Below are 12,543 nucleotides of genomic sequence, written 5' to 3'. Positions count from 1 at the left end.
TATATTTCCACAAAAAGCCATCCCCACGTTATATCTTTAACCAATATGAAGCTACTCTTAACGACCCTGGCCTGCGCCGGCACCCTCTCCGCCGCAGCTGCCGACACCACGATCACTGTCACCAAACGGTATCTTAATCTGCCTGTATCACAACAACAGGGCAGATCAGTAATGATGTACGAATCCAACGGTAAAACCCTCCAACGCTTCAAGATTCGTTTAAGTGCCAAACCCGAGTATTGGGTATTTTCCGATATGAGCGCATATCGCGGAAAACGTATCCGCATCCGTTATGAAGGCGACGCCTCCGCATTGCGCCTGCTGTACCAGGACGACCGCATCACCGGGCAGGACTCCCTGTACCGCGAACAACGCCGCCCGCAATATCATTTTTCCACCCGCCGCGGCTGGATCAATGATCCAAACGGCATGGTGTTTTATGAGGGTGAATACCATCTCTTCTATCAGCATAATCCATTCGAACGCGAATGGGAAAATATGTCGTGGGGGCATGCTGTCAGCAAAGACATGATCCACTGGGAAGAACTCCCGGTAGCCCTGCACCCCGACGAACTCGGCACCATGTTCTCCGGCTCGGCGGTTATCGACTACGATAACACTTCGGGCTTCGGCAAACCCCGAAAACCGGCCATGGTAGCTTTGTATACGGTGGATAACCCGGACAGGCAGATACAATGCCTCGCCTATAGCCTCGATAAAGGCCGTACCTGGACGAAGTATCCCGGCAACCCGCTGATCGATTCAAAAGACAAATGGAACAGTAAAGACACCCGCGACCCGCGCGTGTTCTGGTACGCCCCCGGCAAACACTGGGTAATGGCGCTGAACGAACGCGATGGCCACTCTATTTATACCTCCACCAACTTAAAAGAATGGACCTACCAGAGCCACACCACCGGCTTCTGGGAATGCCCCGACCTGTTTGAATTGTCCGTTGCCGGCAAACCCAACGAAAAGAAATGGGTAATGTATGGCGCATCCAACACCTACATGATCGGCAGCTTCGACGGCAAAAAGTTCACCCCGGAAAGCGGCAAACATTACTTCAGCAGCGGCTCCATTTATGCGGCGCAAACTTTCAGCAACATCGCCGACCGCCGCATCCAGATTGGCTGGGGCCGCATCGCCCAGCGTGGCATGCCGTTTAATAACATGATGCTGTTACCGACAGAACTTACCCTCCGCCCAACCAAAGACGGCATCAGGCTTTTCAGTGAACCGGTAAAGGAAGTGAACCAACTGTTCACCCCCGCCGGCAAATGGAGCAACCAAACCATGCGCGACGCCGATCAGCAACTGGCGAAATTCAACAACGCCGATGCACTGCGCATCCGTACCACGATCAAATTATCGCATGCCACCGACGCAGGCCTCAGCCTGTTCGGCCAGCGACTGATTAACTACGATATGAATTTTAACATGCTCAACGGCATGTTCTATTCTCCGCAGGACCCTACCAGCATGGAACTGACCGCGGATATTTACCTGGATCGTTCTTCTGTGGAAGTGTTCATTGATGGCGGGGCGTATTCCTATTCGTTCGAACGCCGGGCAGACGACAGGAACAATGAGGGCTTCCGGTTTTGGGGGAATAATATTACTGTGAAAGAGTTGGAAGTGTGGACGGGGAAATCGATATGGCCATAATAAAGCGTGACGCCCCCAACGGCTGGCTGGCCGGATATTTGCGGCCGGAACAGGCAGTAAGGCTGCAGGGCATGCCGGAACTGCTGCCCGCAGCAGGTACGCGGCATACAGGCGGTACATCAAACACCCGTTATCATGGAGGATATGAGAGTAATACCATTAACAGAAGGATTTTATACTGTAGGAAAGGAAAAGCAATTCAAACCATTATTACCGGGAGCAGCTACCCCGAGGGCGAATCCAGGGCTGCAATACGGCCGTTTTTAATCGAAATAGCGAATGAATTTGTGTTGTTGGATACCGGACTTGATGGCGCCCACATCCTGTCGCTTTTACAGGAGCAGAACGTACAGCCGGAACAGGTGACGAAAATACTATTATCGCATCTGCATAAAGATCACAGTAACGGCCTGGGGCATTTTGAGGGAGCTGATTTCATCCCCCACTTTCCCAATGCCACCATCTATTTGCAACGCCGCGAACTGGACTACGCCAACAGCAAGCTGCCCAATCCCTCCTACCTTCCCGAGGTACTGGAGGCACTGGTCACCTTACCACAAATACAATGGCTCAACGAAGACGCCGGTCAGCTTACCCCGGAAATCTCCTTCCAGGTAACCGGCGGCCACACTCCTTTTCACCAGGTGTTTTGGATCCGCGGGCAAGACCAAACCGTGTTTTACGGCGGCGATAACTTACCGAAAGAAGGCTACCTCGACCCGCACGTCGCATACAAGAATGATGATGATGGTAAAAAGGCCATGGAGTGGCGCATAAAATGGGAAGAAGAAGGCCGCGCGGAGCATTGGCAATGTTTGTTGTATCACGATATGCGCAAGCCCTTTATTACACTATAAACGTTAAAAGCAGCAGTTGCCGCAACAGTCAGGCAGTTTTAAGCAGATAGGCTTCCGTGGGCATGGGCGGCCGTTTAATTTTGGGGGATATCATGCTTACTGAAATGAAAACATTGCTTGCTATCGCCTGCGTTATCGCCGGGTCCTTATTCCTCGCCTGCAAAAAGAAAAACAGCGACGCCCCTGTTGAACGCAACTACACTCCTGCCGTTACCGCCAAAGGAGTAGCGAAGGGGCCGGCTGCAGAAAAGGTAATCGGCGCAGCCGGTGGTGAACTGCAGTCGGCCGACGGCGCGCTCACCATCAAAGTGCCGCCCGGGGCGGTGAACAGCGATGTTGTGTTCAGCATCCAACCGATCAGCAATACTTTTGATACGAATAATATTGCCTACCGGCTCACGCCCGAAGGCACTAACTTTTCCAAACCGATAGCGGTAGTATTTTCACTATACTGAGGCTGACATAGAAGGGACAATGCCCGAACTGCTCGTCGCTGCTTACCAAACCCCGGCCGGCTCCTGGAAAAGCGTACCTGCACGTGTAGATAAAAACGCTCAACAGTTTGTTTTCCAAACCACTCACTTCAGCGACTGGATCGTGCAATACATGATGGAACTGAAACCCGAAAAAAAAGCCATCCATTTCGGTGAGTCCGTAAAATTGACTGTCTCCGGCCTTGCTATGGTGCAAGACGATCTGCTGGCACCACTCACGCCGCCGGAAATCCTGGAGGGGCTTGTAAAAAGCTTCGACTGGCGGCTACTCACCAACTCCGGCAGCCTCACCTACAATGCCCAAAACGAGTGTGAAGCCACCTTCACCCCCGATCACCCCACCGGCATGAGCACCAGCGCAGAAATATCGGTGGAATTAGACGGCAACATGAAAATCCGCGATGAACAGGCCCCGGGCGGATTCGTGATCATGAAGCGCATGACGTTGCTAACAAAAATAGACGTCCTGGGTGAAGTGTATATGACCGGCAGTTTCGTAAAACCGATCAACATTACCGACCAGGTAACCGCACTCATCGCAAACGGCCACATCACCATCAACGCTCATTCTGCCGATGTCTCCATTATGCTGGAAGCCTTTGGGACAACAGCCGGCACCTATCTCGGCGGCGAGCGTGGCTCATTCGGCAACAGCTTCGCGATTGTAACGCAGAATGAGGCGGTGCCTAAACCATTTTCATACAGCTCACAATATACAGAGTGCGGACCGCCACGGGTGGAGAAGTATACAGGTACACTCACGATTGAAAAGTGGGACGCCGTGGGGCGGCCGGTGCAGGGATCATTCAGCGGCTCGCTACGGTGGCTGCAGCGGGTAGTGGATCAATGCCCGGAATATAAAACAACATCGTTACAGGTGGATTTCCGGACGGTACGGGGTTTGTAAGAAATTACATCCAAAACCGGACGCGCATTATCCGGAAATGAACACTTCCATCTTCTTAAACTAATCATTTTCAATTAGTTTGATGATGGCACCTTTTTCGTAGGGCTGCCTTATGCTCCCGTACTACTTCAAAATCGCGGCACGTAACCTCTGGAAAAACCGGAGTTTTTCGGCGATCACCATATTTGGGCTGGCAATTGGCCTGGCCACCTGCATGCTCATTTCCCTCTTCGTCACCGACGAACTGTCGTACGACAAATTTCACCGGCAACACGAACGCATTTACCGGGTAAACGCAGATTTCCTCGTAGGCGACAATACCTTTAAGGAACGCTTCTCACCTGCCCTGCTCGGTGAAATGCTGAAAAAGGATTATCCACAGGTAGAAAACTACTGCCGCCTCACACTACAGGGCCCCGTACTCGTAAAACACGGCGAGGAAACGATTTCCGAAAAAAACGCCTGCTTTGCCGATTCTTCCATCTTCCAGTTATTCACCTTGCCGCTGCTCGCCGGCGATGCCACCACGGCCCTGCGCGAACCTTTTACGGTAGTGATATCGGAAACTATCGCGGAAAAATATTTCCCCGGCGCCGATGCCCTCGGCAAAACGCTGCGCATGGAAAACCGCCACGATTATACTGTTACCGGCGTGATCAAAGACGTGCCCGCGCAATCGCACCTGCATTTCGATATCCTGCGCGCCATGTCGGAAATACCCGAAAGCCGGCAGTCGAGCTGGATGGCCGATAACTTCGTGACTTACGTGCTACTACGCCCTGGCGCCAGCGAGGCACAGCTCAACGGCTACCTCCGCGAAGCCACCGCCAGGTACATGGACGGTCCGCTGAAAGATATGGTTGGCAACAGCATCGCGGAACTGGAGAAAAAGGGCGGACACTTCGGCTACAATGCCATCCGCCTCGATAAAATCCACCTGCACTCCGACCTGGCCAGCGAAGTAGAACCCTCGGGCAGCATCCAGTATGTATATATCTTTATCGCGGCAGGTGTAATTATCTTACTGATCGCCTGCATCAACTTCATGAACCTTTCCACCGCCCGTTCCGCCAGTCGCGCCAAAGAGGTAGGCGTGCGTAAAGTATTAGGTTCTCATCGCAGCGTACTGGTATTACAATTCCTCGCGGAATCAACCCTGACGAGTATTTGCGCCATGTTGGCCGCATTGATACTGGTGGCCGCGCTGCTGCCGTACTTAAACAACCTTGCGGATAAACATATGCAACTGGAACCGGCCTTCCTGTTATGGTTGCTGCCGGTGGTATTGCTGGTAGGCGTGCTGGCAGGCAGTTATCCGGCTTTCTATCTTTCTTCTTTCCAGCCCTTAAAAGTGTTAAAAGGGAAACTATCGGGCGGCTTTAAAAACAGCTGGCTGCGCAACGGACTGGTCACCTTCCAGTTTGCCACCGCCATCTTACTGATCGTAGGCACCTTCGTGATTTACAACCAGCTGGGATATATCCGGCACAAACAACTTGGTTATAATCGCGCACAGGTATTGGTGGTTGGCAATACCGGGGCATTAGGCGCACAAGCCAACAGTTTTAAGCAGGAAGTAGCGCAGCTGCCCGGCGTAAAGGGCGCCACGCTCAATGCCTCACTCCCCGTTAAAACCAATACCAGTACGAATATCTACTCAAAAGATGCCGCCTACAGTCCTGGCCAGGTACTTGGGATCGACGAATGGTTTGTAGATGCCGATTATATTCCCGTGATGGGCATTAAAATGGCCGCAGGCCGTAACTTCTCGCCCCAGCTGGCTACCGACAGCCAGGCCGTGATCATCAACGAAACCGCTGCAAAGCTGTTGGGCTTTACAGACATTACCGACAAGTACCTGTATGCCGGCAGGCGGCCGCGTAAAGTGATCGGCGTCGTGAAAGACTTCAATACCGGCTCCCTGCACAATGCCATCGCACCGGTTACTTTCACACTCAGCGAAATCCGCGACAACATTGCCTTACGCATCGACCCGCAACATACCAGCGAGATACTTGCCGGCGTGCGCAAAGCGTACCATGCGCGCGAAGGCATGGCGGGACAGCCCTTCTCCTACTACTTCTGGATGAAGCCTTTAACAACCTTTATATATCGGAAACGCGCACCGCGAAAATCTTCATTGGTTTTGCGGTGCTGGCTGTGCTGATCGCCTGCCTCGGCGTATTCGGATTAATTACCTACGCCGCCGAGCAGCGTACCCGCGAAATAGGCATCCGTAAAGTACTGGGCGCGTCTGTCACCAGCATCGTGGCCATGCTTTCGGCCAATTTCCTGAAGCTGGTATTGATCGCCGTGATCATCGCCGTACCGCTCGCCTGGTATTTAATGAATCAATGGCTGCATAATTTTGCATACCGTGCACCTATCAGCTGGGGAGTGTTTGTATGGGCGGCCTTATTGATGACCGGCATCACCATGCTCACCCTCAGTTTCAGGGCCATTAAAGCCGCACTGGCCAATCCCGCCCGGAGTCTTAAATCAGAATAAAAAAGCCCTGCGCACGATGTGTACAGGGCTTTATACATTTTAGGAGGCTTATAAACTATTTACGAATCCAGGCCAGCAGGTCTTTATTGATCGTTTCGTGCTCGGTAGTCGGCATACCGTGCGGGAAACCAGGATAAGAAATCAGCGTACCGTTTTTAACCAGCTTCGCAGACTTCACCGCCGAATTGGCGTAAGGCACAATCTGGTCATCTTCGCCGTGCATGATCAGCACCGGGATATCTACCGCTTTCAGATCTTCCGTATAATCTACTTCAGAAAATTGTTTGATGCAGTCATAATGCGCTTTAATAGAGCCCATCATGCCCTGGCGCCACCAGTTGTCCCGGATGCCTTTGGACACCTTTGCACCCGGACGGTTGTAACCATAGAACGGGAAGGTAATATCCTGGTAGAACTGCGGACGGTGATTAGCCGTGTTGTTACGGATATCGTCGAATACGGACATATCAACGCCATCGGGATTAGACGCAGATTTCACCATTATCGGCGGTACCGCAGAAATCAGGACTGCTTTGGAAACGAGTCCCTTACCAAACTTGTTGGCATAACGAATTACTTCGCCGCCGCCGGTAGAGTGGCCCACGTGGATCACATCTTTTAAACCCAGCGCCTGTACCAGCTCGTATACGTCGGATGCATAAGTATCCATATCGTTACCGGTAAAGGTTTGAGTAGAACGGCCATGACCGCGGCGATCGTGCGCAATGACGCGGAAACCCTGCTCCAGGAAAAAGAACATCTGCGCATCCCAGTCGTCGGCGCTCAGCGGCCAGCCGTGATGAAACATAATAGGTTGACCGGTACCCCAATCTTTATAATAGATCTCGGTGCCGTCTTTCAATTGAATCTTGCTCATTGGATTAGATTTTATTGTTTTTATCTGCTTAAACAAAGTATGGTTAGCGGTTGTTCGCTAACGTAATGGAAAGATAAGGCAGATGAAGATTCAACGCATGCAGGTGCGTTGATTTGGAGGGGTAAAACGATGATTGATACGAGAGATTGTAAGAAAGGTATAAATGAACGGCCAAGCCAGCTCCGCCACATCTAAGGGTATGACTTTTGTGACTATACCACTAAACCATCGCTTATGCATATTATCAGTGGCGCATCCGGCACCGTTGGCAGTGCTGTCATTGACCACCTCCTGGACGCCAAACAACCCGCAAAGGGCATTGTTCGCAACGAAAAGGCGGCAACAATACTGCAGAATAAAGGTGCAGCCTTCGCCATGGCCGATCTGTTCGATCAACAGGCCGTTACTGAAGCATTACAGGGCGGCGCAAGCCTGCTCGCCATTACCCCGGAAACCGGGCAGGAAAAAGACCTGTTGGCCGAAACCCGCCAGATCCTGCAACACTACCGGGAAGCCGCCGTAGCGGCCGAAATAAAAAAGGTGGTAGGCATTTCTTCGTATGGCGCGGAGTATGACAGCGGCACCGGCAACCTGTTACAGTCGCACATGCTGGAACGCGCATTCAACGGCGCGCCGATGCGCAAACTGTTCGTCCGCCCGGCGTACTACTATAAAAACTGGGCGCTGTACTTACCCGTCATGAAAGAAACCGGCAAACTTCCCTCCTTTTTCCCACCAGACATGCCCATCGCCATGGTATCGCCGGACGATGTGGCCGCCTTCGCCGCTGAGTTACTGACCGGTGAACAGAACCAGGACGCGGTGTATGAAATACAGGCGGCTAACGCTTACACACCCTGGGAAGTAGCCGCGGCATTTACGCGCGTACTGGGTAAAAACATAGAAGTGCAACACGTGCCGAAAGAAGGATGGGCAGCTGCCTTAAAGGCCACCGGTTTCAGCGAAAACGCCATTGAGCACTTCGTGGCGATGACGGCGGCAGTAATAGATGGGAAAACAAAGGCCTCTACGGAAGGCGTAATACCGGTAACAGCGAAAACATCTTTGGAAGAGTATGTAAAAAAGCCGTGTAAACTCGAACGCTTACACGGCTTTTCAATTTATTTATCCAGCAGCTCGTTGATCATCAATTCCAGCGTACGGTGGTTATGTTCGTCCGTGCGGAAATTGGAGAATACGATATTGCCTTCTTTATCGATCAGGTAATTTGTAGGCGCACCAAACGCTTTCAGGTTACCGCGCTTTTCCTTTTCATCACGTACAGGTGTAAATGAATAACCGCTCTGCTTCATGAACGGCGCTACATATGGATCCTGGTCATGTTGTATGTTGATACCGATGTAGGCCAGCTGGTCTTTGCTATACTTGCGCACTACGGCTTCAAAATGCGGGAACTCGCCGCGGCAGGGGCCGCAACCAGGGAACCAGTATGTTACCAGCACCACTTTACCTTTCAGATCGGGCAGCGATGTTTTACCGGAAGTCAGGTAGTTATCCAACGAAAACGGCGTGGCCGGCTCGGCTTTAGATTTACGCTGCTTCCACACTTCCTGCTGGATCGTTGTATTGTTTTTACCGAGTTTACCGCCGTAAGTACCCATGAGGGCATAGATTTCGTCGGTAGGGTCTACCGCATAGTTCAGCAGCAGGCTGTCGTAGGCCGCCTGTGTATTACCCGCAGCTGCATTGGCGCTGGCTTTATCTTTCAATAAAATAGTACCCGCACTGCTATAGCGCAACTTCGGTGCGGTGTTATATTTCTGAATGGCTTCCTGGTATTTACCCGCCGCCGCTAATGCACGACCGGCGAGAATTACATCCGCCACCTCTTTATTCTGCAGCCAGTCTTTACTGGTACGCAGCGAATCGTTCTGCAACAGGTCCTCTGCCAGCTTTTTCGCTTTTGCCACATCACGCGTCAGCAGGTAATTGTAATAGACACTCATGGCGCCGGAGGTCCAACCCGATTTTCCCGGATCGTATTTCTTGCGCGCCAGCTCCCATACCTGTATTTTCACCGTGGGGTTAGTAGAGCGTTGTGCCAGCCAGTACAGCGCCTGCGCACCTCTTTCGGTACCGGGATAGCGATCGGGCATGGAGAGCATCAGATCGTGGTGTTTGGCAGAATCTACATCCTCAAAAGAGCTGGCGTAGTAAAACGCATGGTCCGGGCTTTTAGGATCAGCCTCTGTCGCCTTTTTCAGGTAGTTACGGCCGCCTTCAAAGTCGCCCCACCTTTCGGCATCTATCCACAGCATCTGGTAAGCTTTACCATTTTTCGGGTCGAGCTTTACCACCTTTTCCAGGTAAGGTTTGGCGGTAGGCAGTTCCTTGTTATATAACCCTTCGGCATAAGCAAAAGGAATTTCCACCAACTTAGGATGCGCTTTGATCCATGCATCATATTGCTTTTTCAGTTCTTCACTTTCGGCACCTACTGCATAGATGTAATCTTTATGCGCCTGTGCGTCTTTAAAATTCTTTTCCACATCTTTTTGAGGGCGGCAATTTCCTCAGGGGTAGCCTTTGGTTTTTCGGCACGTGGCCCCTGCGCATACGCGCTCATGGAAAGGATGCAGGCTGCTGCCAGCATCGTAATTGTTTTTGCATGGTGGTTATTTTATGATGTCTGCTATGTTTTTTTAAGTTCCTCTCCTCTTAATTGGGCTGCTACTATTTGTCCTTCGGGAGATATTAGGAAGTTGTCGGGTATGGACTGCACACCGTACAGGTTGGCGATGGGCTCATCCGGGGCTTTCAGTTCCGAAATATGTTGCCAGGTAAGACCATCTTTCGCAATCGCGTCCCTCCATTTCTTTCCGTCATTGTCCAGCGAAACGCTGACTACGGTAAAGCCTTTATCTTTATACTGCTGATAAGCTGCCACCACGTAAGGATTCTCGGCGCGGCAAGGCACACACCAGCTGGCCCAGAAGTCGAGCAGTACGTACTTACCTTTCAGACCGGCTGTACTTACCGGTTTCCCGTCCATATCCACTGCTTCAAAAGTTGGCGCCGGCTTGCCTACCCGCACCGTTTCGCGCTTTGCCAACCGCTGCCGGGTGTCTTTGGCGAAGTCTGTTTGCTTCATCGCCGGCGACAGTACTTCATACAGCGCCAATGCGGTATCCAGCGGAACACGGGACGCCAGTACGTAAAAGTTCATCACACTGACCATGGTATTCGGATGCTGGCGGATGATCGCACGTTTCGCGGCCCATATCTCATCGTATAATTTTTCGGATGCCGCTGTTTTTCCCTCATCGCGCAGCTGTTTCACAATAGCATATTGCTCCCGCTCCCGGATGCGCTCCTCCGTTTGCAGCCTATTATTCGGGGTGCCGTAAGCACGAATGTAGTCCATCGTATCACTATGCCCCGCAAGGGTAATATTTCCCGGCTCTGCATAAAAACGGAAGAACTTGCGGGAACGGAGGCCGCCCGGCACCAAAGTAGCCTGCTGTACACCATTCACTTTTCCTGTAAACCGGAACTTCCCTGCCCTGGCCCGGGTGCGTAAGGTATCGAAGGCCATGTTGCTCTTACGCACAATCAGCAACACGCTGTCATTATTCAGGCCTTCCAGTTTGCCGGTAACGCGGTACGATTGAGCGTTCGCAGACTGCCATAGCAGTCCCGCCGCCAGGATGCAAATCAATTGTTTCATAAACGGGTGTGTATATAACCGCGGTGACCGTGGCGGTCACCGCGGCCGGGTTAATATTTATTTTGCTCGATCACACCGTTGCTGGCCACCATTTCCGTACGCGGAATCGGCTGCGCAAAGCGACGGGATCCTTTAGGCAATGAATAAGTTTTGATCGCCTCATTCGTTTGCACCGCCGCTACTGTGTAGGGGTAAAAATCACGGGTGAGCGATACGTCGTCCGGGGCATACTCATTATTGTTGTAACGGCGAATGTCCTGCCAGCGTTGTGTAAACGGCAGTTCCCTCCTCCGCTCTTCCAGCACTTTCGCGATGGCGTCGTCCTGTGTAGTGGCTACCAGGGTTACCCAGGCGCCAGGCGTCATACGGTTGGCGCGAAGCAGGTTCAATGGCGCCATAGCTTCACCCGGTTTGTTGGTACGCGCCAGCGCCTCGGCCTTGATGAGCAGCATTTCCGCTACCGTGGGGCCCGAAGGAAGGCGATCTTTAAAGAAGAAGATATAACCTGGATAGTCGAAGCTCGGGTTGATCATCCCCCTGTCGTATGAATAGTTTTCCACGATGTGATAGCGGTAACGCAGGTCGTGGTCTTTATCGTACAGGTTCAGCAACGCCTGGCTGGGAATGTACCACCAGCTGCCATGATTCAGCATGCGGAAGTACAGGAACTCTTTCCAACCCACCATATCCGTAAGGTCAGTCTGGTTATCATGCGTATAAGGATACTGCAACACCACGGTTTTCGATTCCGGCTTACCCGGGTCGATCACCACGCTCTGGGTACGGCCATAACGCATTTGGGTGTTATAATCCACCAATACGCTGTACTCGTCCAGCGCCAGTTGCGCGTATTTTTGAGCCTCTGCGTAGTTATTGCGGGTGAGGTAATACCTGGCCGCAAAACCGTTTACCGCGGCCTTATTCGCCCGCCAGTGACGCGGACGGCCTTCCTGCACCAGGGGCTTGTAATTTTCAACGCCTCCGCCAGGTCGGACTCTATTTGCTTATACACTTCCTGCAAAGGCACCCTTTTCAGCGACTCTTCAAAGCTGGTGCTGGTTTTAAGGGGCAGTCCCAGTTCGTTTTTAGTGGATTCGTTATACGGCAGACAAAACGTACTGGCCAGCTGGAAGTAGCTGTAAGCACGGATAAAATGTGCATCCGCGGTCAGGATCGCCTTTTGTTCGTCGGTGCCCGACACGGAGCCTACCAGGCTTAACACCATGTTGGCGTTAAAAATCTTGCGGTATTCCGTGCTCCACATGGTTTCCTGGGTATCGTCCTGGAGGTACAGGGTATCCCAGGTGGCAAATTCTACGGCTGCCATGTTAAATGGACTGGCGGACGCTTTGTACATCGCAGCGGAAAGGCCGCAATCGTCCGTGCTGTAAATCGCGGTGCGATTCGCTTCTGTGTAAAAAGTGGCGGTGTTGTTCAGCAGCGCTTCCAGTTGCGCCGCCGTCGTAGCCTCCACTGCGGAAGTTTTATTCGGCCGTTCTTCCAGAACTTGTCACAGGCGGAAAAGCCTAACACACCAAACAACA

General features: G+C 52.1%; 12 protein-coding genes. 7 read left to right on the top strand and 5 right to left on the bottom strand.

Annotated features, from left to right (window positions below):
• The first annotated feature begins 45 nt into the window (after positions 1 to 45).
• From MKQ70_RS03035 to MKQ70_RS03010, 6 genes are all read left to right on the top strand, one after another.
• The gene (locus MKQ70_RS03035; RefSeq protein WP_248067826.1) at positions 46 to 1,668 is read left to right on the top strand and encodes a glycoside hydrolase family 32 protein; all 1,623 of its coding nucleotides are present in this window, start codon (positions 46 to 48) and stop codon (positions 1,666 to 1,668) included.
• Complete coding sequence (locus MKQ70_RS03030) at positions 1,659 to 2,525, top strand: MBL fold metallo-hydrolase (protein ID WP_248067824.1); 867 nt, start codon at positions 1,659 to 1,661, stop codon at positions 2,523 to 2,525. Before MKQ70_RS03035 ends, MKQ70_RS03030 begins: the two co-directional genes overlap by 10 nt.
• Positions 2,526 to 2,629: 104 nt before the next feature.
• Entirely contained in the window at positions 2,630 to 2,980 is a 351-nt protein-coding gene (locus MKQ70_RS03025; RefSeq protein ID WP_248067821.1) for a hypothetical protein, read from the top strand.
• A gap of 19 nt (positions 2,981 to 2,999) precedes the next feature.
• Positions 3,000 to 3,926, top strand: coding sequence for a hypothetical protein (locus MKQ70_RS03020; RefSeq protein ID WP_248067818.1), 927 nt, complete (start codon positions 3,000 to 3,002; stop codon positions 3,924 to 3,926).
• Between the two features lie 112 nt (positions 3,927 to 4,038).
• Positions 4,039 to 6,093 carry an ABC transporter permease gene (locus tag MKQ70_RS03015; protein WP_248067815.1) on the top strand — a complete coding sequence of 685 codons (2,055 nt, stop codon included), beginning with the start codon at positions 4,039 to 4,041 and terminating at the stop codon, positions 6,091 to 6,093.
• Complete coding sequence (locus MKQ70_RS03010) at positions 6,078 to 6,434, top strand: ABC transporter permease (RefSeq protein WP_248067813.1); 357 nt, start codon at positions 6,078 to 6,080, stop codon at positions 6,432 to 6,434. The genes MKQ70_RS03015 and MKQ70_RS03010 overlap by 16 nt, the downstream gene beginning before the upstream one ends.
• Before the next feature lie 55 nt (positions 6,435 to 6,489).
• Here MKQ70_RS03010 and MKQ70_RS03005 read toward each other — a convergent pair whose 3' ends face one another.
• Positions 6,490 to 7,311, bottom strand: a complete 822-nt coding sequence (locus MKQ70_RS03005; RefSeq protein WP_248067811.1) for an alpha/beta fold hydrolase — start codon at positions 7,309 to 7,311, stop codon at positions 6,490 to 6,492.
• 234 nt (positions 7,312 to 7,545) lie between these two features.
• Between MKQ70_RS03005 and MKQ70_RS03000 the strand changes: the two genes are divergently transcribed.
• On the top strand, positions 7,546 to 8,538 hold the full coding sequence (locus tag MKQ70_RS03000) for an NmrA family NAD(P)-binding protein (protein ID WP_248067794.1): 993 nt from the start codon (positions 7,546 to 7,548) through the stop codon (positions 8,536 to 8,538).
• On the opposite strand, the gene MKQ70_RS40940 is transcribed toward MKQ70_RS03000, so the two are convergent.
• The 4 genes from MKQ70_RS40940 to MKQ70_RS02980 form a co-directional block, all read right to left on the bottom strand.
• Positions 8,433 to 9,821: a redoxin domain-containing protein gene (locus tag MKQ70_RS40940; protein WP_248067791.1), complete on the bottom strand. Its 1,389-nt coding sequence runs from the start codon at positions 9,819 to 9,821 to the stop codon at positions 8,433 to 8,435. The genes MKQ70_RS03000 and MKQ70_RS40940 overlap by 106 nt on opposite strands.
• 143 nt (positions 9,822 to 9,964) lie before the next feature.
• The gene (locus MKQ70_RS02990; protein WP_248067788.1) at positions 9,965 to 10,999 is read right to left on the bottom strand and encodes a TlpA disulfide reductase family protein; all 1,035 of its coding nucleotides are present in this window, start codon (positions 10,997 to 10,999) and stop codon (positions 9,965 to 9,967) included.
• A gap of 50 nt (positions 11,000 to 11,049) precedes the next feature.
• Positions 11,050 to 11,955, bottom strand: a complete 906-nt coding sequence (locus MKQ70_RS40935) for a RagB/SusD family nutrient uptake outer membrane protein (RefSeq protein ID WP_248067785.1) — start codon at positions 11,953 to 11,955, stop codon at positions 11,050 to 11,052.
• Entirely contained in the window at positions 11,907 to 12,503 is a 597-nt protein-coding gene (locus MKQ70_RS02980; protein ID WP_282457062.1) for a RagB/SusD family nutrient uptake outer membrane protein, read from the bottom strand. The genes MKQ70_RS40935 and MKQ70_RS02980 overlap by 49 nt, the downstream gene beginning before the upstream one ends.
• Positions 12,504 to 12,543: the final 40 nt, after the last annotated feature.

This window comes from Chitinophaga sedimenti (assembly GCF_023156195.1).
Lineage (GTDB): Bacteria > Bacteroidota > Bacteroidia > Chitinophagales > Chitinophagaceae > Chitinophaga > Chitinophaga sedimenti.
The sequence above is the reverse complement of the archived record's forward strand: the minus strand, read 5'-3'. Positions and strand labels throughout refer to the sequence as shown.